Annotated in this window: 14 protein-coding genes; 3 read left to right on the plus strand and 11 right to left on the minus strand. The window is 48.1% G+C overall.

The features are described from left to right. The first annotated feature begins 44 nt into the window (after positions 1-44). From eno to ACYQ1O_RS07445, 3 genes are all read left to right on the plus strand, one after another. A complete protein-coding gene (gene eno, locus ACYQ1O_RS07435; protein ID WP_459991029.1) occupies positions 45-1,325 on the plus strand; it encodes a phosphopyruvate hydratase in 1,281 nt (426 codons plus the stop codon). A gap of 86 nt (positions 1,326-1,411) precedes the next feature. After that, positions 1,412-1,681 (plus strand): cell division protein FtsB, encoded by a 270-nt coding sequence (gene ftsB / locus ACYQ1O_RS07440; protein WP_459991030.1) that lies wholly within the window; start codon positions 1,412-1,414, stop codon positions 1,679-1,681. A 354-nt stretch (positions 1,682-2,035) separates the two neighbouring features. Continuing rightward, on the plus strand, positions 2,036-4,210 hold the full coding sequence (locus tag ACYQ1O_RS07445; RefSeq protein ID WP_459991031.1) for a glutamine synthetase III family protein: 2,175 nt from the start codon (positions 2,036-2,038) through the stop codon (positions 4,208-4,210). A gap of 52 nt (positions 4,211-4,262) precedes the next feature. Here the strand turns inward: ACYQ1O_RS07445 and trhO are convergent, their stop codons facing one another. From trhO to ACYQ1O_RS07500, 11 genes are all read right to left on the minus strand, one after another. Next, on the minus strand, positions 4,263-5,252 hold the full coding sequence (trhO, locus tag ACYQ1O_RS07450) for an oxygen-dependent tRNA uridine(34) hydroxylase TrhO (RefSeq protein ID WP_459991032.1): 990 nt from the start codon (positions 5,250-5,252) through the stop codon (positions 4,263-4,265). Positions 5,253-5,472: 220 nt separating this feature from the next. After that, positions 5,473-7,791 carry a TonB-dependent receptor gene (locus ACYQ1O_RS07455; protein WP_459991033.1) on the minus strand — a complete coding sequence of 773 codons (2,319 nt, stop codon included), beginning with the start codon at positions 7,789-7,791 and terminating at the stop codon, positions 5,473-5,475. An 88-nt stretch (positions 7,792-7,879) separates the two neighbouring features. Beyond that, entirely contained in the window at positions 7,880-11,032 is a 3,153-nt protein-coding gene (locus ACYQ1O_RS07460) for a response regulator (RefSeq protein ID WP_459991034.1), read from the minus strand. A 28-nt stretch (positions 11,033-11,060) separates the two neighbouring features. Then, positions 11,061-12,968 carry a PAS domain S-box protein gene (locus ACYQ1O_RS07465; RefSeq protein ID WP_459991035.1) on the minus strand — a complete coding sequence of 636 codons (1,908 nt, stop codon included), beginning with the start codon at positions 12,966-12,968 and terminating at the stop codon, positions 11,061-11,063. Next, a complete protein-coding gene (locus ACYQ1O_RS07470) occupies positions 12,958-14,760 on the minus strand; it encodes a PAS domain-containing protein (RefSeq protein WP_459991036.1) in 1,803 nt (600 codons plus the stop codon). The genes ACYQ1O_RS07465 and ACYQ1O_RS07470 overlap by 11 nt, the downstream gene beginning before the upstream one ends. A gap of 66 nt (positions 14,761-14,826) precedes the next feature. Beyond that, the gene (locus ACYQ1O_RS07475; RefSeq protein WP_459991037.1) at positions 14,827-15,921 is read right to left on the minus strand and encodes a response regulator; all 1,095 of its coding nucleotides are present in this window, start codon (positions 15,919-15,921) and stop codon (positions 14,827-14,829) included. Between the two features lie 315 nt (positions 15,922-16,236). Then, complete coding sequence (locus ACYQ1O_RS07480) at positions 16,237-17,187, minus strand: vWA domain-containing protein (RefSeq protein ID WP_459991038.1); 951 nt, start codon at positions 17,185-17,187, stop codon at positions 16,237-16,239. 84 nt (positions 17,188-17,271) lie between these two features. Continuing rightward, positions 17,272-17,823 carry an MxaK protein gene (locus ACYQ1O_RS07485; RefSeq protein ID WP_459991039.1) on the minus strand — a complete coding sequence of 184 codons (552 nt, stop codon included), beginning with the start codon at positions 17,821-17,823 and terminating at the stop codon, positions 17,272-17,274. Continuing rightward, the gene (locus ACYQ1O_RS07490; RefSeq protein ID WP_459991040.1) at positions 17,820-18,800 is read right to left on the minus strand and encodes a vWA domain-containing protein; all 981 of its coding nucleotides are present in this window, start codon (positions 18,798-18,800) and stop codon (positions 17,820-17,822) included. The genes ACYQ1O_RS07485 and ACYQ1O_RS07490 overlap by 4 nt, the downstream gene beginning before the upstream one ends. Continuing rightward, on the minus strand, positions 18,797-19,765 hold the full coding sequence (locus tag ACYQ1O_RS07495; RefSeq protein ID WP_459991041.1) for a nonribosomal peptide synthetase MxaA: 969 nt from the start codon (positions 19,763-19,765) through the stop codon (positions 18,797-18,799). The genes ACYQ1O_RS07490 and ACYQ1O_RS07495 overlap by 4 nt, the downstream gene beginning before the upstream one ends. Beyond that, positions 19,762-20,598, minus strand: a complete 837-nt coding sequence (locus ACYQ1O_RS07500) for a DUF58 domain-containing protein (protein ID WP_459991042.1) — start codon at positions 20,596-20,598, stop codon at positions 19,762-19,764. Before ACYQ1O_RS07500 ends, ACYQ1O_RS07495 begins: the two co-directional genes overlap by 4 nt. Positions 20,599-20,793 lie beyond the last annotated feature (195 nt).

Consider the following 20,793-nt stretch of genomic DNA (forward strand, 5'->3'; position numbering starts at 1 on the left):
TGGTTAAGCCGCATCCGATTACTAACCTTGGAGCCATTCAAAACATGAGCAAAATCGTAGACATTAAAGCCAGAGAAATTTTAGATTCCCGTGGTAACCCCACTTTAGAAGCCGATGTTATCCTCGAATCCGGCGTTATCGGCAGCGCAATGGTGCCATCAGGCGCGTCTACTGGCGAGCGTGAAGCGATTGAATTGCGTGATGGCGACAAAAGCCGTTTCTTGGGCAAAGGCGTATTGAACGCGGTTAACAACGTCCGCACTGAAATCCGTGACGCGGTGGTTGGTATGGAAGTATCCGACCAAGCCGGCATCGACAACACAATGATCGCCCTTGACGGTACTGAAACCAAAGCCCGTTTGGGTGCAAACGCCATGTTGGCGGTTTCTATGGCTGCCGCCCACGCTGCTGCGAAAGAAGCTGGCGTTCCTTTGTATCGCCATTTGAACAAATCTGGCAAATTCATTTTGCCAGTACCGATGATGAACATCATCAACGGCGGTTCACACGCGGACAACAGCGTTGATTTGCAAGAATTCATGATCTTGCCAGTCGGCGCGCCTACTTTTAAAGAAGCCATCCGTTACGGTGCAGAAGTGTTCCACAACTTGGCAAAAGTATTGAAATCTAAAGGCTTGGCAACCACTGTTGGCGACGAAGGCGGTTTCGCACCGAACTTGTCTTCAAACGAAGAAGCCATCAGCGTTATTTTGCAAGCCATTGAACAAGCCGGTTACAAACCAGGCGTAGATATTTTCTTAGGTTTGGATGCAGCTGCCTCTGAATACTATGCAGATGGCATCTACGATTTGGCTTCAGAAAGCAAAACTTATACTTCTGAGCAAATGGCTGATTTCTTCGTGGATTGGGTCGAAAAATATCCGATCATCAGCATCGAAGACGGTTTCGACGAAAACGATTGGGACGGCTGGAAATTGTTAACTGAAAAATTGGGCAGCAAAATTCAATTGGTCGGTGACGATTTGTTCGTAACCAACCCAAAAATCTTGAAACAAGGTATCGATAAAGACATCGCTAACTCAATCTTAATCAAAGTAAACCAAATCGGTACTTTGACTGAAACTTTGGCGGCTATCGATATGGCTCATGCGGCTGGTTATACTGCTGTTATGTCACACCGTTCAGGCGAAACCGAAGACACTACCATTGCTGACTTGGCAGTTGCCACTGGCACAGGCCAAATCAAAACGGGTTCATTAAGCCGTTCTGACCGTGTTGCCAAATACAACCGTTTGATGAAAATCGAAGAAGAGTTGGGCGAATTGGCAGTTTACGCAGGCCATAGCGCGTTTAAAAAGTTGTAATTGACTAAGCAGCCTTATTATTAGGTTGCTTATGTTTTGGGTCGGGCGGGCTGTGGCTTGCCCGACCATTTCACCGATCAAACACTATGAAAATACTCATCCCCGTTATGTTGTTAATTATTGCTTTGTTGCAGCAACGTTTATGGTTGGGCGATGGCAGTATTAAAGAAATTGAAGATTACCAAGACCGTTTGGTGGCCTTAAAAAAAGACGTTGAAGAAAAAAAACAACGTAACGATGCCTTAAAAGCTGAAATCTTAGATTTAAAAGACGGGCAAGAAGCCCTTGAAGAACGCGCCCGTGAAGAAATGGGCATGATCCGTGATGGCGAGACATTTTTTCAAGTCATTGAATAACGACTGCTATGTAAAAAAGCTAGCGCACATTTGGCGGCGATTTAGCAACAACTTCTCATCCTTTCCTCTGTTTGCACTTTATCTAGTCAGTCAACGCACAATATCTGTGCGGTCTTGTCAGGCCATTCTGTTTTAAAAGCCATTATGTACGGTTGCAGTGCTGTTTTTCTTGGCAAACATCAATTTTTTCTACGTGATAATTTCAGGCATTTAAATTGCTTGTATTTCTTTTTTGACTTGATAGTTTTTGCTATTAACTGATGGTTGGGCTTGAGCTGTTGCCAACTCAATGTCGATCGGTCGGAAGTCAGAAACGCCAACCCAAATGACTAGACTGAAATCTCGGAGAAAAATATGAGTGGAAATGCCAAACGTGTGCAAGCGATTCAACAAATCACCAACCGCCCGCCGTACCCCATTGCACCGTCCGAACCGTTGGAAAGCTTATGGGCTTCTGATGTATTTACCTTAAATAAAATGAAAGGCAGCTTGCCAAAAGATGTTTTCAAATCTTTGAAAAAAACCATCGAAACCGGCGAGGCTTTAGATGTTTCCATTGCCAACGTAGTGGCTTTGGCGATGAAAGATTGGGCGATGAGCAAAGGCGCAATGTATTACGCGCACGTTTTTTATCCGTTGACCAACTTGTCGGCTGAAAAGCACGACGGTTTTATTTCTGTACAAAGCGATGGTACGGTCATCTCCGAGTTTGGCGGAAAAGTTTTGGTGCAAGGCGAGCCTGATGGTTCATCATTCCCTAACGGTGGCATCCGTTCAACTTTTGAAGCCCGTGGTTATACCGCTTGGGATGTGACCAGCCCAGCCTACATCATGACCACCGACAACGGTGCAACCTTATGTATTCCTACCGTATTCGTATCCTGGACAGGCGAAGCCTTAGACAAAAAAACGCCTTTGCTGCGTGCCAACACAGCAATGAACAAAGCCGCGCAACGCGTTTTAAAATTGTTGGGCAATACCGAAATTGCTCCTGTTAACTCCAGCTGTGGCGCTGAACAAGAATATTTCTTGGTTGATGCGAATTTCGTCAATAGCCGTCCAGACTTATTGTTGGCAGGCCGCACTTTGTTTGGTGCGCCGCCCGCCAAAGGCCAACAATTCGACGACCATTATTTCGGTGCGATTCCAGAGCGCGTACAAGTGTACATGCAAGATGTTGAAGAACAACTGTATCGCTTAGGCATTCCTGCCAAAACCCGCCATAATGAAGTGGCGCCTGGGCAGTTTGAAATCGCCCCCGTGTTTGAAGCTGCCAACGTGGCGACCGACCATCAGCAATTATTGATGACAGTGCTAAAAAACACCGCCAAACGTCATGGCTTGGTTTGTTTGTTACACGAAAAACCCTTCAAAGGCGTCAATGGCTCAGGTAAACACGTCAACTGGTCTGTCGGTAACGCAACCCAAGGCAACTTACTTGATCCTGGCAGCACGCCACACGATAACTTACAATTTTTAGTGTTCTGCGCGGCAGTTATCCGCGGTGTCCACAAATACGGCCCAGTATTGCGTGCCGCTATCGCCACCGCCAGCAACGACCACCGTTTGGGTGCCAACGAAGCACCACCTGCGATCATGTCCGTTTATTTGGGATCGCAATTGGATAACGTCTTTGAGCAAATCAAAAATGGCGAAATTACAGGTTCATTAAACGCAGGTGTCATGGATTTGGGCATCAGCACATTGCCAGTGTTCGACAAAGACGCCGGTGACCGTAACCGCACCTCGCCGTTCGCCTTCACCGGTAACCGCTTTGAATTCCGTGCCGTGGGTTCAGGCCAATCCGTTGCTGGCCCATTAGTCGCCATGAACACCATGTTGGCGGATTCGCTCAATTTTGTGGCTGATGAAATGGAAGCCGATCTGGCTAAAGGCACCGAATTGGGCGCTGTAATTTTGAAAGTGCTGAAAACCATCATTGACAACCATGGTGCAGTCGTTTTCGGTGGCAACGGTTATTCTGCCGAATGGCATAAAATGGCGGTTGAAGAACGTGGCTTGTTGAACTTGCGTACTGGCGCAGATGCTTTGCCGATTTTGAAAGAAGCTTTTGTTGAAGAATTGTTCGATAAACTGGGCGTGTTAACACCGGTCGAACTGGCTAGCCGCTATGAAATCTATGCAGAACAATACATTTTGGCGATTGAAGTGGAAGCCAAATTGGTGGTTAGCATGGCGAAAACTGGCATTTATCCGGCGGCGATCAGCCATTTGTCAGGCTTGTCCAGCACATTGGCCAGCATGAAAGAGATGGGTGTGAGCATGGATACCAGTAGCTTAAGCAAAACGGCGGCGCTGGTTGATGCCATGATGGCTTCAGTGGCAAAATTGGGCGAAGCAATTGCCCAGCATGATTTTGAAACATCGGAAGAACACATGCAGTTCTGTGCTAAAACCATCCGTCCGTTGATGGATGAGGTACGTGCTTCCGCCGATGCCTTAGAAGCCGAAATTGCTGATGAGTTGTGGCCTTTCCCAACTTATCAAGAAATGTTGTTTATTAAGTAAGTTTGCCGCTAGGCGTACAAAATTCATTTTGTACGCCTTTCCCTACCGATTTTTACGCGTTGCTGGCTAATTTTTTGGCAGCTAATCGTTTTATCTTTTCTTGTCTTTTGGCTTCTAAAACTTTTGCCGCATCGGAACCAATGTGGGTTTCGCCACGCTGTTTAGCCAATTGCACTTGTTTTTCCCTTTCCATAAAACGCAGTTTGCGTTCAGTGCTGACTTTATCAAAACAATGCGGGCAGCTGATGCCTTGCTGGTAATGTTCGCTGGTCTTATCTTCTTCAGTAATCGGCATACGGCAAGCATTACATTGGTCGTACTGGCCTTTTTGCAAATGCAGGTCAACGGTCACCCGTTCATCAAAGACAAAGCACTCACCTTGCCAAAGCGTATCTTGTGGCGGCACTTCTTCTAAATACTTCAAAATGCCGCCTTTTAAATGATAAACCTCGTCGAAACCTTGCTCTTTCATATAAGCGGTCGATTTTTCGCAACGGATACCGCCGGTGCAAAACATCGCCACTTTTTTATGTTTGCTAGGATCGAGGTGTTGTTTGACGAATTCAGGAAATTCGCGGAAAGTTTCGGTGTTGGGATTGATGGCGTTTTTAAACGTGCCGACTTGGTATTCGTAATCGTTGCGGGTGTCGATCAGCAATACTTCCGGGTCTGAAATCAACTCATTCCAATCTTTAGGCGCAATATAAGTGCCGACTACGCGTTTGGGATCGATGCCTTCCACGCCCATCGTAACAATTTCTTTTTTCAGTTTAACTTTGGCGCGGTTAAACGGCATGGTGTCGGTATACGACTCTTTATTGTCGATGTCTGCCAACAACGGCTCGGTCCTCAGCCAGTTCAATAAGCTGTCAATCGCTTGGCGGGAACCGGCAACTGTGCCGTTAATGCCTTCTTCGGCTAACAGCAAAGTGCCACGGATATTTTGCCGCTCCATGACATTGAGCAAGGGTTGGCGTAAATCTTGAAAATGGGGCAATGTGACAAATTTGTACATTGCACAAACAACAATAGGTGGATGCATATAAAAGGATTCCTTAATGTAAGCCGGAACGTAAAACCGGGACAAAAAAGAGGTCTATTATAAACATTTCTAAAAATTGTTGATGAGAAAATTCCGCTTTATTTGTATGGAATTAGAGTGATCTCTTGTTGATTTAAAAGCTTATTATTGTTGAAGTACGGGTGAATTTTATTTTCACCCGCTCGTGATGTTTCTTGAATTGCGGTAATTTATAAGTATTTTACATCGTCAACCTAACACCAACCCAACCCGCCTGTGGCGCGCCCGGTGACAAGAATCGGCTGTCATTATATGCGCCGCCTAAGACCTGATCGGCTTGTCCGTAGACGCCGAAAGTGTTGTAGCGGGTGTCAAAGATATTGTTCACTTTGCCGAAAACCGAGAAGTTTTCCGTCACTTTATATTCCGCTGTGCCGTTGAATAGCCAGTAGCCCGCTAAAGGTGCGGTGCTATTGGCTTCGTCACCCCTAAAGATTTTGTCGCCGCTGTAGATGCCGGTAATGCCAATCGAAAAACGTTGCCACAACTCCACACCCAGTGCTGCTTTAAAAAGGTGTTCGGCGATGCCGGGAATGCGGTCGCCTGCCTTAACCTGCAAGACGCTGGTGTCATCCAGCGGGTTTAAGGTTTCAAAGCCGTTTTGGAAAGTGGCATCAAGATAAGTGTAGTTAGTGCTCAAGTGCCAATCGTCTATCGTGCTGAACAGTTGCGGATAGGTGAGTGTAGAGCCCGCCTCCATGCCCATGCGCCGGGTATCGCCAACATTATCAAAATAACCTTGGCTGATAATGCCGCTGCTGGCATCACGACGGAAGATGATGTCGTTATGGTTGATGGTGTGGAAAAAGCCCAGGTTCCATTTAAGTTGGCTGTCGTTTTTAAACGGTGCAAAATCGCCGCGCAAACCGGTTTCCCAAGTGTTGGCAACCACTTGCTCCAAAGGCGGATCCGCCACAAAGGCGTTGGGCAGTTTACACGGGGCTTCGGGATCGGCGCAGCTGAGTTCCATCGGCGAGGGTACGCGCGCCGATTCGCTGTAACTGCCGTAGACGCTCAGGCTTTTATTGAATTCGTAAGTTAAGCCTGCTGACGGGTTAAAGCGGTCAAAGCCGTGCGAGCCATCCAGGGTTTTGACATCGTTGACATATTTGTCTTGCATGTCGATGTGGATGTTGTTGTAACGGCCCGCCAAGGTGGCGGTCAGCTGGTCGGTAATGGAAAAACTGTCGGTGATGAACAGGCCGTAGGTTTCGGTATGGGTATGCAAACGGACTTTGGAGGCATCGACATAGACGCCGCTGCCGACCGTGCCACGGTCGGCGGTCAGCGAGGCCAGCTCGGTATCGGCGGCAAAATGCACGGTGGCGTAGTCGTAGCTGGCGCCGACGGTCAGGCTGTTTTCGTGTTGGAAAAGATTGCCCAAAAACGCCGACTGTAAAGTACCGCCACGGCTGTACATGTTGGTGCTGCTGGTGTTGTTGGTGGCCCCTTCCACACTGTCATCAGCCAGTACCGGATTGCCGTTGGTATCGATAACCGGCTCATCTTCACCTTCTTCGCACAAAAATCCTGAGCCATTGGCACACTCGTCGTAATCGCTGTCATCACCATTGAAAGTCCGGATACGGTTTTGACGGAAATAAGTGTTGCCGCTCAGTTCAATATTGTCGGTCAGCGAATAACTGCCGGCGAGTTCCGAGAAGAATAGCCGCGTGATGGATTGGTCGGGATGGGTGAAAACTGCACTGCGGTCTTGTTCCAGCAGTTGGATAGGGGTTGCACCATTGCCGCGCAAGTCGTTGTCGTTAGTGGCTAAGGTCAGGTCCAAGCTGCCTTTGTCGCCGCGCCAGCTTAAACTACCGAGGGCTTGTTTGGCTTCTGTGGGCGAAAAATCGCGCCAGCCTTCTTCGGAGAAATGGTGCAAATCAATAAAATAGCCCCAGGTGCCGTTATTCGCGCCACTGGTGATTTCTTCCGAATGCCGACCCCATGAGCCGCCGTAGACTTCTAGCTCGTGTTTGGGTGCTGAAAAACCGGTTTTGGTTTTGATGGAAATAGCACCGCCTAAGGTGTTAAGACCGTAAACCGGATTGGAGCCAGGGTAGAGTTCCATTGACTCAATGGCACCTTCGGGGATTAAATCCCAATTGACACTGTCGCCAAAGGCTTCGTTAAAACGGACACCGTTCACATAAGTGGATAAACCTTGAGGCAGCCCTAATAACGGCGAGGCGACAAAGCCCCGGTAGTAAATGTCAGGTTGTAAGGGGTTGTTTTGCGCTTCGTTGACATCGACACTGCCCAAATATTGGTTGATGTAATCGGCTAAGGAAATGCTTTGCGCTTGCTGTAATTGTTCCGACGAAACGGTTTGGATGTGGGCGGGAATTTTTTCCACCGGCACATTGCTGCCTTGTAGCGGTGTTACGCCGATGACATCGACCACGCCTAAATCGACGCTTTTTTCGTCTGCATAAGCGAAGCCAGCCAATGCTGACCAGCCAAATAAGCCAAGTATTAATGGGCTAAAGTGTTTCATGTGTTGCCTCGTATTAATTGCGGCTATCTTATCGGAGTCGCTTCTGGCAATACAGGCAAGCAGGTTAAAAAGGAATTTTTCCTATGGGCTATTCACAGAGTGTTTTCAGTGCGCTTTCATAATCAAACACTTCAATATGGCGCATAAAGTCGAAATATTGGTCGCCCAACTTGCCGCGCAGCACAGGGCCGAGTTCTTGTGCCAGTTGGTTTGCGCGGCTATTGCTATCGGAAAGCAGTTGCTCCAGTTCGGCAAGTTTTGTTAGGGCTTCATTATCAAGCGGCTGTGCAGAAGTGTCAGATAGGGGTTCTGCTTGGCTAAGCCAAGCATTGATATTGTCGATCAGAACAGTCAATTGGCTGTCGCAAGAAATGGACAATTGCAGACATTCTTCTAAAGGTGCCTTTTCTAAAATCGCCCGTTCGGTTCGTTTAGCAGCTTCGGCAAGTTCATTTGCACCTAGGGTGGCGGCAACGCCTTTTAATGTGTGGGCTAAATGTTGGGCTTGTGTGTAGTGGCCTTCTGTGATTTGGTGATGCACTTGCTGCATGTCGTGATGATGGTTGCTGACAAACATACGTAACAGTTGTTTGTACTTATCAGTGTTGCCCTTAAGGATAGTCAAGCCAGTCTGGCTATCCAGACCATCAATGTTGATGGGATTAATAGTTTTGCCTAATAAGACTTGATCGCGTTGCTCTTGTTTGGGCATCGCGGGGTAATAGTCTTGTTTTTTGAATGCTTTTTTCGATAGCCAGTGTAGCAGTGTGGCATATAAAGCTTCTGGGTTGACGGGTTTGGAGATGAAATCATTCATACCCGCCAAAAAACAAGTTTCCCTATTATCTTCAAAGACATTGGCTGTCATGGCAATAATGGGCAATTCGTTGTGGTTGAACTGCGCGCGTAGGGCTTTGGTGGCGGACAGGCCATCCAATTCCGGCATTTGTACATCCATTAAGATTAAATCGTAATGTAGGCTTCGGGCTTTTTCGACCGCGATACGACCATTTTCGGCTATATCAATCGTTAAGCCTAAACTATGCAATAAATCAACGACGACTTCACGGTTGATGGAGTTGTCTTCTGCCAATAGCAAACGGGCGTTGACATATTTTGTTGCCAGCAACATTTGTGTTTCTGATGAGCCGGCAGTATGGGTTTCAGTAATGGGCTTGCCGTAGGCTATTTGCGCCGTAAACCAAAACGTACTGCCTTTTCCGGCTGCGCTATCCACGCCTGTTTCACCGCCCATCAAATTCGCCAAATGTTTGGTGATTGCCAACCCCAAGCCGGTGCCGCCGTATTTACGGGTTGTGGAGACATCGGCTTGACTGAATGCTTCAAATAATCGGGGCAGGTTTTTTTCATCAATACCAATGCCGGTATCTTCAACTTCAAAGCGGATCAGTAATTCTGATGTATTGCTATCCAATAGTTTGCAGCGAATACTGATGCAGCCTTCTTCGGTGAATTTGATGGCGTTGCTGACATAGTTGATGAGCGCTTGCCGTAAGCGGGTTAAATCACCACACAAATGGTTTGGCACATTGTCTGTATCAATGTAGAGATTCAAGCCCTTGGCTTTAGCTTGTACGATGGCTAGGGAATAAATGTTATCCATCAACGCCGGTAGCGAGAAGTCGATTTGCTCCAATTGCAAATGCCCCGCCTCAATTTTCGACAAGTCTAAAATATCGTTGATAATCGACAGTAAATGCTGTGCCGCCGTGTCAATTTTTTCCAGGCGTTCACTTTGTTCAAGATTAAGCGGCGTTTGTTTGAGCAGATAAGTGAGTCCAATAATCGCATTCATTGGCGTACGGATTTCATGGCTCATATTGGTTAAAAAATGGGTTTTGGCTTCGGTAGCCGCCTCTGCCACGCTCGCCCGCAGCGCCAGTTCGGCTTCCATTTCCCTTTGTGGTTTGATGTCTCTTGAAAAGCCTGCCGTACCAATCACCTCATCGTTGGCGTCGACGATGGGGGCGATAAAAATTTCATACAATGAGTCCTGTTGCCTTGCTAACGGTTGCACAAAAGTTTTTGGGGTGCGTGTTGCCATGACTTCTTCATTGTCGGCGCAGTACAAATCGGCGATAGCCTCCGGCCAAATATCGAAATAGCCTTTGCCAATAAGCTCGGTACTTGATTGGCCAATGGCTTCGGCAACGGCGCGGTTGGCGGCAAGAAAGCGGCCTTCGCGGTCTTTCATCCAAGCCATATGGGGAATATTGTCAATCATGGCTTGTAGGGCATGGCTTTGCAGGCTTAATTCGGCAGTGCGCTGTTCGACGATATCTTCTAATTGGTCACGGTATTGACGGAGTTCATCTTCGGCTTGTTTACGCAGCGTAATGTCACGGATAACGCCTGCTCCATGCCATTTTCCGTTGATAAGCATGGCGGAAATTGACAGTTCGGTGGCAAATTCTTCGCCATTGCGGCGCATGGCGGGTAGTTCGATGGTTTGACCGACCAATGCGCCTTGACCACTGTGGGAAAAATGCGCAATGCCTTTTTCTGTCGCATCTTGAAAGCGTGTTGGGGCAATTAATTTGTGCATGGGCTGACCAATGGCCTCTTCTTTGCTGTACCCGAACATGGCGGTTGCGGCAGCATTCCAAAGCACAATTTCAGTCGTTTCTCCATCCATTAAAATAAAAGCATCACGGAGATTTTCGGTAGCAATGCGGAAGCGTTCTTCACTTTCACGCAACGCTTGGTTGGCGGCTTCGGCATGGGCGCGCGCGGCAATGGCTTCTTCCATTAAGTTTAAGGCGGCTAGTCGGGCTTGATGTTGAGCTTCTAAGCTGGCTTTTTGGTTTGCCAATAACGCGGCTTCGGCAGCGGCGCGGGCGCGACGCTCTTCAACCTCTTCCATTGCGCGGCTCAGTGAAGGCCATAAGCGCAACAAATTGTCTTTATAAATAAAATCGTTGATGCCTAAGCGCAGCAATTCCACGGCGGTTTGTTCGCCGATACTGCCAGAAATCAACAAGATGGGCATATCAGGTTTGTGTTGGCGTATTTTTTTAAATACGGTAATAAAGTCCATGCCTTGTAAGTTGTAGTCGGATAGTATTGCATCCCAATCATTCATCAAGGCTGTTGCCAGTTCAACGCTATTACTGGCACAAAGGCAATCGATCAGGCTGTTTTGTTGCAGCAAATAGCGCTTCAGCAACAAAAAATCGGCGGGATTGTCTTCAATGATGAGTATTTTAATGAGCTTGGACATGGCGTATTTTTACAAGTAAAAAGCTGTGTTAACGGTTCGCCAAAGATTCGGCAAGTAGACGTTGCCTTTCAATGGGTACAAACCCGCCCGTATCTTGGGCGGTATCCGTGCCCAAACTAAAACGAAACACCGCACCTTTGCCGATTTCTCCGTGCGCAGTGATTTCCCCGCCATGACGGTTAATGATACGGCGGACGGTAGCTAAGCCAATACCAATGCCGGCAAAGTCTTCTTGGCGATGCAGGCGTTGAAAAGGTTGGAATAAACGTCCGGCATTAACCATATCAAACCCCGCGCCATTGTCTTCGACACAGTAATGTTCGCCATTGGGCGATTTTTCGTGGTAGAAGCGGATGTTGGCGGGGTGGGTGCGGGCGGTATATTTCCATGCATTTTCCAGTAAATTGCGCAGCAGCACTTCCAACATGAACCAATCGCCACGCACCAGCAAGCCAGGTTCAATTTCTACATTAACGTGGCGTTCCGGATCCTTGGTTGCCAGTTCTTTCATCAGGTGTTCGGCAATAAAGCTTAAATCGACATCGTCCATTTGCATTTCGCTACGATTGTTGCGGCATAGCACCAACATGCCATCAACCAGTTCGTTCATTTTTATACTGGCGATGTTGATGTGGCTTAGGAATAGGCGGGCTTCATCGGGCAATTGTTGGCTGTAATCTTCCAGTAAGGCTTGGCTGAAGCCGCTCATGGCACGGAGTGGTGCGCGTAAATCGTGCGATACGCTGTAGGCAAAGCTGTCGAGTTCGCGGTTGGCATGGGTCAGTTCGGCGGTACGGTTGGCAATTTGTTGTTCAAGGTTGAGGTTTAATTGGATAAGGTCTCTTTCTGCCTGTTTACGGGCGCTAATGTCTTCTACTAAAGCGATGAACCATAAAGGCTGGTCTTGGGCATCACAAACCAAGGAAACGCTTTTACGTACCCAAATAGTATTACCTTCTTTATTGATATAGCGGTTTTCAATAACAAAATCCCGCGCTTGTTTGGCAAGTAACTGATCGACAAGCTGTAGGTTTTCGGCAACGTCATCCGGATGGATAAGACCTTGAAAATTTTGATGTTGTAATTGTTCCAAACGGTAGCCGGTTATTTTGCTGTAGGCGGCATTGGCTTCCAAATAACGGCCTTGCAAATCGGACATTGCAAAGCCAATGGCTGCATTGGAAAAGGATGAGCGTAATTTTTCTTCGCTTGCCTGTAATAAAGCCTCAACTTCTTTACGATGCTGAATATCTTGGATGATGAAAATAAAATAATCAGGACTGGCATCCGCTTTTCTGGTTAAGGTGGCTATTTGATTAATCCATAGGGGCGTGCCATTTTTGCGCAGGAAACGTTTTTCCTTTGAATACGTTTGAATGTCTCCCGCGATTATTTGTTGGGTTTGGGGTTGGTCCGTTGCCAAGTCTTCGGGATGGGTGATGTCTTGAAGTTTTTTTTGCAGCAATTCATCATGGCTATAGCCCAGTATTTCACAGAGTGTACTGTTTGCTTTTAATAATTGGCCTTCAGGTGTTAACAAAGCAATACCGATAGCGGCTTGCTCAAGAATGGCTGAACATTGTTTTTCACCTTCGCTGACCAAATTGTTGGCTATTGTTAATTGTGCTTGGTGTAAACGTTCGTGGGTGTGGCTAATTAAAATACCCATGCCTAAAAATAGGGCAAAAACGGTTAGCTGGTTTGGGTTTTCCAATGTCCAGCTGAAGATGGGGGGGATCAAAAAATACCAAGCTAGGCAAATGCTTAAAAAGGAGCTAATCAATCCGCTCCAAAATCCGCCCCATTGTGCGCTGAAAAAAACGGCGGGGAAAAATAAAAACCAAACGTAAGGCGCCAGCCAAACATGCAAGACTTGTTGCATTGACAGTGCAATGATAGGTAGCAATATGGCAATGAATACGTTTTTATAATTCATTACAGCGTTGTTTGTTGAAAAAAGAGCGGCTGCTTTCATCTAAAAAAGCCAGTGGATAAGGTTTGGCGAGGTCAAGTTGTTCTGATAGTTGGTTCACTTTCATTTTTAGCTCGATCATATTCAGCTCTCGCCCTATCATGGCTTGGTTGAATCGATGCAGTTCGGCGTTATTTTCTGCCAATTGCTGGGTTTGTTGACGCAAGGCCAGTTCTGTCTTGCGACGTTCAGTGATGTCGCGCGAAAGTACAATAAAATGTTGTGGTAAGCCGTTGCCGTCCAGTTTACGGGCTACGGACAATTCAAAGCAGTGTTCAGAACCCTGTAGCGGCAGAATAATGGTGCGTCCGTAATCGGTGCCTTTGCGGCTGGCGGCTTTTATTGAGTCCATCACGGTTTGCGCAGCCTCTGCGGGTAGCATTTCTTGTACGGTGTGACCCAATAAGTTAATGCTAGGTGCAACCAATAAGTCTTCTTGGTTGGTTTTGACGTTGATGTAACGACCCGATGCATCAATTTCAAACAGCAGGTCAGGAATGGCCTGTAAGGTGGCGGATAAATCTTCTTTTATTTGCCATAAGGCCAGTTCAGCCAATTTTCTTTCGGTGATGTCGGTATGGGAAACGACGGCACCGCCAATGTCGTTGAACAATGGCGTAACTGTCATGCTGAACCAACGGGGGTGTTCTGGCATGCTGCAATCGTAATCCAGTTTAAAGTTGTCGTTTTGGTTATTGAGTACCGCAAGAATGCCTTTTAAAGCCAGTGCGGCATCATCGCTGGAGCAGTGCAGGCTTTTTCGGCAAGTATCCAAATAATTTGCCCCGACATTACAGCGCCCTTCATTCTCGTTTGCGCAATGCGCTTCATGCTCCACAAATTGTAGCCAAGGTTTATTGACGGCGACGATGGTGCCATGCTTGTCCAATACGGCAATGTGCGAGGATACCGAATCTAAAATGGCGCGCTTCATGGCTTCGCTTTGTTCGAGAAGCAAGGCGGTTTGTTTACGTTCGGTAATGTCTTCGATAACGGAAATAAAATAATCTTGCGAGCCGTCACTTTTGTAGGTGATGGCGACAGACAGGTTGACCCAAACGAAGTGTCCGTTTTTGTGGATGTAACGCTTTTCTAAGGAAAACGAGTCAATTTCTTTGTTGAGCAACATTTGCGCGTGTTCGGAATCAGCCTGTAAATCATCGGGGTTGGTTAGGGCAGGGCAGGTGTTATCTAACAGCTCTTCCATGCTGTAACCCAAAATTTCACAGAGTTTGCGGTTGACGCGCAGCCATCGCCCATCTAAGCCAATCAGGGCCATACCGACTGCCGCGTAGTCAAACGTCGCTTGAAAAAGAGTGTCGCTATGCCAAAGGCGGTTTTCAATGGCGGCCAGTTCCTGCCATTTTTCGCGTTCGCGCTGACGTGATTGGTGGAGTTGGTCGCTCATCAGGCTGACCAGTATGCCGTTGATGATTAACATGCTCCATGGCAACACATGAAATGGCGGGGCAGTACTGTATGCAGTTGCAGAGGGCATTAACAATGCCGAGCAAACACTAACCATAGCTGTGGTTGCCAGTCCTGGTCGTAAACCACCCAGCATGGCGGTGACCAAAATGGGGAACATGAACAATATCAGTGTCGATTGTTGCTCAACCGAGTTGGGCAAGTCTTGGCTGATCAAAAAGGCGGCGGCACTTAATACAAAACCGAAACCGTAAATGCTCAGGGAATTGGCGTCGATTTTTTGCCCGTCAGTCTGGGAGGAAGAGTTGGGGGTAGCCGGTGAATCCATAAGATGCCTCCTAGGAATGGCTTGGCCTTTTGTTGCTTAAACAACGTAAACCTTTATGGAAAATGGTTAATCTGCATCTTTGTAGTGTTCGGCGATACCGCAAAAATCATCAAAATTAGCCATCATGGCATCAACCATATCCGGATCAAAATGCTGACCTTTACCAATTAATATTAGGTTTTCAATTTCGTCTATGGGGATGGGTTCTTTGTAAACACGGCGGGAAATGAGCGCATCAAAGACATCTGCCAGCGCCATTATCCTTGCCGAAATAGGGATGGCATCGCCAACCAAACCATCAGGATAGCCGCTGCCATCCCATTTTTCATGGTGCCAATGGGCGATTTCCTTGGCGAGTCTTAGAAAGAAAACCGGCATTTTGACGTCTTTTTCTGCTTGCTCAATTGCTATTGCGCCATTGTGCGCATGGGTTTTCATGATTGTCCATTCATCAACACTCAGTTTGCCGGGTTTTAACAGAATATAATCGGGAATACCGACTTTGCCTATGTCATGCAAGGGGGCTGAACGGGCTACGGCATTGATGTAGGCATCGTCAATCGTTGCTGAAAAGCGGGGGTTGTCTTTAATGAGTGTTGCCAGCAAACGCACATAAGCTTGGGTGCGTAAGATGTGGTTGCCGGTTTCGGGGTCGCGCATTTCAGCCAGATGCGCCAATGCCCTGATGCAGACTTCTTGGATCAATTCGTTTTCCGCCATGCGTTTGCTGACTTCCAGTTCCAACGAGCAGTTTTGGTAATGCAGGCAATCGCGGACGTGCTTTAGCTCTAATTGGTTATGGATACGCGCCAGTAGAATCGGCGGCACGATAGGTTTGCTGATGTAATCGACGGCACCCATTTTTAGGCCGTGCAGCACGGCTTCTGGGCTATCCATTGCTGTTAAGAAAATGACAGGGATATCGGCGGTGGCAGGATCGTTACGTAGATGCTCAAACACTTGATAGCCGTCCATATCCGGCATCATTACATCTAATAGGATAAGGTTAGGGCTGAGCATGTTGGAAACCAAGCTCAGGGCTTTTTTGCCCGATGTTGCTACCCTGACTTCGTAGAGCGGTTGCAGCAATTCGCTGAGGACGGTGATGTTCTCAGGAGAATCATCAACAATTAAAACGGTTTGGTTGGGGATTTTGGACATTGTAGAACCTCTTACCCTCTAATTATATTGAGTCAATACAGCAATCAGGCTAGCATAAAAACCCTAAAAAAAATGTTAACAAATAACATTATAAGAAGATTTTTATGGGCTATGTGTTTGTAACCGCGCTCAAGTGTAGCCTATAAATAAATGCTTAGTTAACAAGTAGATCACAAATTGTTTAATTAAGCAGTGGGGCAATACGTATTTTTAGGTATTTCATTGGCTTTTGATGTGGTTTAAATGGTGAGGGAACTGAGGCTTCTAGCTTAAAACTACATTGGGATTCGTTAAGCATTGGGCAATGACTCAGGGTCAAGTTAAGCCACGATCTAATCGCCGAATGAAAACTAGCATCAATAAGGCCAATGCCACTAAAGCCGCTTGCCAGCGTACATCCACGGCAGTGTTGATTGGTTTGGCAAATTCTGGGATTTGCAAGGCGACAGCCAAATCATCAACGTTAGACAGACGTTGATAATGCAAGCCCGCTTCGGTGCTTAAGGCTTGCAGATAACTTTCCTGCAAAGCCGTCAAATGCTCGTTGCCTGCGCTGGTATCATTACCAAACGGGGCATTACGGGCGTTATAACCTTGGATTTTTTCCGGGTTCAAATCCGATTCACCAAAAGTTGAGCGGTGCGGTACATCATCAGGGCGGTAAAATCCGTCTGGCTCGCCTTTGTTATTGAATTTTGGGATAGGCACGGCTTGCAAGCCGCCAGCACCGATAATCATGCCTTTGGCCTTGCCTTTCACAGCGGCAAAATCGCTACGGTAACGGGGATTCACGGGCGGAGCTTCTTGCCCGTCGGTGATGAAAATAACGTGGGTATCGAGTTTTTCCAGCATCTGCAAGGTGTTCAACAAACCACTGGCGATACGGCTATCCGCCGCCCAAGCCATACGCCAATCGACTTGCGCTAAGGCGGTATCAATTTCATTGAAGCCTTGGCAAACTTCTATCGGCTCGAATAATAAAGTCGAACGCCGTTCCGTGAATAATCCTAAGCCAACTTTCGATTGGCAAGGCAATTTCGCCAACAGGCCACGCAAGCTGTGTTTGACGTATTCCAAACGGCTGACTGCTTGCCCGTCCAATTGGTAATCGGCGGCGTTCATGCTACGGGTGATGTCGATGATGAACGTGTAGTTATAGATAGGGCGCGGCTGGTTTTGGGTCGGGCGGACGAGGGCGACCAGCATGGCGAGTAGGGCTAGGGTTAATAGCCAGAAGCGGTAGTTTTTTAGGTAGTATGAGGGCATAAGATACGCTCGTTGCTCTCGTTCCCAAGCAGAAACTTGGGAACGAGCGGAATGGAGTAAAAAAACATGTTTTTTTACTCCGATTTAAGGCAAGCCTCTAGGAAACCCCGGCACCGTCGTCCACAACTGTGATTTCTGGTTAACCGGACTTTCCTCTGCATTACTGACCTTGTCCATTTCCGGCAACAAGCGCATGGCGACTTCTAGGTTATATTTGGCATCCCAAAACTGGCTATCCAACGCCAAGGCTTGGCGGTAGGCTTGTTTTGCCAAAGCTACCAAAGGCATGGCCTCGTTGATCGCCATCGCTTCGGTTTTGACTACCGCCAAATGCAAATAAATATTGCCTAAGTTGTAACGGATTTTCGCCTGCAAGGCCGGATTGGGTGCGTCTAAAATCAAGTTCAAAGTCGCTAAGGCTTCGTCATAACGCTGTTGTTTCTTGAACACCATCGCCCGCGCCAAACGCACTTCCGGAGCGGCATTGACGATTTTCTCCAGCGGTACATCTTTGCCTGCTGCCAAATCAGTAATTGCTCGGTTGCTTTGGCTGATACCGACCAACGTCCAGATTTGCACCAGCATTGCCGCCGTACCCAAAAGCAACACGCCCCATAACCCCCATACTTTGCTCATCTTTTCACCTCAAAAAATTTCACCGCCAGCAAAATTGCTAACAAGCCCGTCGCCCATAAATAACAATCTCCCGACAAATCGCGTTTGGGGATGCGTTCGCGGTAATGCAGCGGCGCGTGTTCCAAGCGGTTGATGTCGGCGATGGCTTGCTGCATGGCATCTGGGCTTTCGGCTTGGTAGGCTTGATACGGAATGTTCAGGCTGGAAAAAAACAAATGCAGGTAACGTTCCGGCATCGCTCCGGCGTTATCGTCGCGTGGGTCTTGCGGTTTCTCAAAAATGCCGGGGCTGTTAGCGGTGCGCAAAAATAGCCAGTACAAACGGATGTTTTGCCTTTTAAAAGCGACACGCAGTTGCAATTCGCTGTCCGGGTCTATCGCCGCCGCGCCATCGGACACCAGCAATACAATCCGCGAACCGCTCAAGGGTTGGTCTTTAAACAAATCCAAGGCCATGCTCAAGCCCTTGCTGACATGGGTGTACGCCAAAGCGGGTGTGGCGGTGGCGTTGATCGCTGCGTGTATCGCGGCTTTGTTGTCGGTCAGCGGCAACACAAACAACGGCGCGGTGCTGTATTCGGCAATGCCCAGCAAATCGTGTGGGCGTTGTTCGACAAAATCACTTAACAACCGTCGCGCCGCTGTGGCTTTGGATTCGTTCGCGCCATCCGGCGTTTTGCCGGCAAAGGTGTTGTCCATGCTATTGCTGCGATCTAAAAGCAAAACGATGTTTGCGCCATAGCCGATGCGCTCGCGGCTTTGTTCAGTTTGATGCAGACCTGCCAAGCCCAACACCAAGGCGGCAATAGTCGCCATCGCGCAAACCCGCAATAACACGGAAATGGCTTGCGACAGCGGGTCGATAGGCAACATCTGCAAGTGCGGGTAAGTGCTGGGCTGTATGCCGCTATTAAACAGCGGCAATACGGTCAGCAACAAAGCCGCCAGCCACCACGGCGTATCCACAGCCAAACTCATCGCCAACCCCGTTCTCTAGCCAAACAGGCCGCGCAGAGCTTGCGTAAACTGGCGAGCGTTTCAGGCTGGGTTGGCGCGGTATCGCTGAAAAAAAATTGGTTGGAGGTTTGGAAAAACCACCGCAGTTGCGCATCAACGCTTTGATAAGCCGGATGGCGTTGGTAAAAATCCGCCAATTGATGTTGGAACAAGGGTGCACCATTGACGGCATTCAAAGCTTGGTGGAACACAGTCAAAGCTTCCGCTGTTTGCGCATCCGACAATCCGGCGAGTTTTTTCGCCGCCCGTTTAAACACGCGGCGTTTCGGCAAGCCTGGCAAATAGCCATAAACATACGCCAAACCGCCCGCGTTGCTAAGCGTGACGGCAATTGCCGCCCACAAACCGTAAACTACGCCCGCATTATCGAGCAACGGCGGTGCGGCATCGGGGCGCATGTACTGGCCTGATTCGTCTTTTCTGATCGACAACTCGCGCAACGGCGATAAGGTGAAATGCCACGCAGGCACGGTTTGGCTGGCGTTATTGCCGCCTTGCGCTAAGGGCAGATCAAAGCTGGGGATGGTGAGCATTTTCACTTCCAGCGGCGCGTAAAAGGCTTGGTAGACCAAGTCAATTTCATAATGGAAACCGCCGCTGATTTTGGCTTCGTTGACGGTCACTTGATTGATATTCAACCAGCGATTGATTGCGCCGCGCTTAGGCAGGCCGCCGCGTTGCAGTTGCACACCATTGCGGGTTTCGATAATGATTTTGTGGCGGATTTCATCGCCGTTGATGTAACCGAACGGGCGCGGGGTTAAAAATTCAAAATCGCTGACGGCTGTGTTGGGTGAATTGCTACAGGCTATTAAGCACAGCGATACCAGTAAGCCTTGTAGGATTAATGTCGGAGCGCGGTCATCTTGACCGCGACTGGCGGGCGGGACGCCCGCGCTCCATAAAAAATACCACAATGCTTTCATACCGCCCTCTGTGAAAAATACGCTTGCAGCTGTGTGGCGTTGAAATTGTCTTGCAAAAACAAGGGTTCACAGCCATAGCCACGGAAAAAACTTTGCAGATGTTGCCGCCGTTTTTGGAAATTCTGCACAATTCTGCGTCGCAACGCCGGGCGCATGAACAGCGTGCGCGTGGTACGGCTTTCGCTATCTTGAAAATTGACCAAGCCCCATTCTGGCAAGTTTTCATAATCGGCTGTTTGCCAGACGACTAGCGGAATGACATCGTGCTGGCGCAATTGCGGCAAGATAGGCGCAAGGCTAGCCAAATCAAAATAAAAATCGGACAGTAAAAATATCAAAGACGAGCGGTTGGGCAAATGCGGCAGAGCTGATTGCCAGTCAGGATTCTGTGGCGTGAAACGGGCGGCTTGCAATTGCTGGCTAAAGCTGCGGAGTGCCCCGAGTTGTTGGCAATGACTTAAATGATAACGAGCCGAAGCTTGGCTATTACAACCGATAAAACTAAAACGGTCGCCATAACTGAAAGCCGATTCGGCGATGGCATCCAGACAGTCCAGTAATAAGGTTTTGTTTTGGCTCATAGATGCCGACAAATCCGCCAGCAATAGCACATCAATCAAGCTGTGTTGCTGGTAAACCCGCACCCGATATTGCCCGAACACATCCAACACACTCGCCCGCAAATCAATGCGTCGAGGGTCGGGATGCGCCAGCAACGGCTCATGCTGTTTGAACAAATGCCCGCTACTGACCCTGCGCCCGATATGTGCACCTGGATAAACGCGGTTGCTGGGTGTGCTTAAGCGGTATTGGAAAATTTGGGTTGGGTTCATGGTTTAATTATTTATGCTCGTACCCAAGCACGAGCTTTACTATTAATTTAAGCTAAAGCCAGAATGTGTAGGTGCGGATTTATCCGCACAGTAGCCACAGGGCATAAATGCGAATAAATTCGCACCTACCTTCTTTCTGCATCACAGTTTGCTTAATGACAGAGAAGCTGGAGCTATTGACAAGCTGAAATTTTC

It is taken from the genome of Methylosoma difficile (assembly GCF_054657615.1).

Excerpts from the sequence above, each read along its gene's own strand:
- ACYQ1O_RS07460 (WP_459991034.1), bottom strand. The coding sequence starts at position 11,032 with ATGTCCAAGCTCATTAAAATACTCATCATTGAAGACAATCCCGCCGAT.
- ACYQ1O_RS07445 (WP_459991031.1), top strand. The coding sequence starts at position 2,036 with ATGAGTGGAAATGCCAAACGTGTGCAAGCGATTCAACAAATCACCAAC.
- ACYQ1O_RS07490 (WP_459991040.1), bottom strand. The coding sequence starts at position 18,800 with ATGAGTTTGGCTGTGGATACGCCGTGGTGGCTGGCGGCTTTGTTGCTG.
- ACYQ1O_RS07465 (WP_459991035.1), bottom strand. The coding sequence starts at position 12,968 with ATGAATTATAAAAACGTATTCATTGCCATATTGCTACCTATCATTGCA.
- ftsB (WP_459991030.1), top strand. The coding sequence starts at position 1,412 with ATGAAAATACTCATCCCCGTTATGTTGTTAATTATTGCTTTGTTGCAG.
- ACYQ1O_RS07500 (WP_459991042.1), bottom strand. The coding sequence starts at position 20,598 with ATGAACCCAACCCAAATTTTCCAATACCGCTTAAGCACACCCAGCAAC.
- ACYQ1O_RS07475 (WP_459991037.1), bottom strand. The coding sequence starts at position 15,921 with ATGTCCAAAATCCCCAACCAAACCGTTTTAATTGTTGATGATTCTCCT.
- ACYQ1O_RS07495 (WP_459991041.1), bottom strand. The coding sequence starts at position 19,765 with ATGAAAGCATTGTGGTATTTTTTATGGAGCGCGGGCGTCCCGCCCGCC.
- ACYQ1O_RS07455 (WP_459991033.1), bottom strand. The coding sequence starts at position 7,791 with ATGAAACACTTTAGCCCATTAATACTTGGCTTATTTGGCTGGTCAGCA.
- eno (WP_459991029.1), top strand. The coding sequence starts at position 45 with ATGAGCAAAATCGTAGACATTAAAGCCAGAGAAATTTTAGATTCCCGT.
- trhO (WP_459991032.1), bottom strand. The coding sequence starts at position 5,252 with ATGCATCCACCTATTGTTGTTTGTGCAATGTACAAATTTGTCACATTG.
- ACYQ1O_RS07470 (WP_459991036.1), bottom strand. The coding sequence starts at position 14,760 with ATGGATTCACCGGCTACCCCCAACTCTTCCTCCCAGACTGACGGGCAA.
- ACYQ1O_RS07480 (WP_459991038.1), bottom strand. The coding sequence starts at position 17,187 with ATGCCCTCATACTACCTAAAAAACTACCGCTTCTGGCTATTAACCCTA.
- ACYQ1O_RS07485 (WP_459991039.1), bottom strand. The coding sequence starts at position 17,823 with ATGAGCAAAGTATGGGGGTTATGGGGCGTGTTGCTTTTGGGTACGGCG.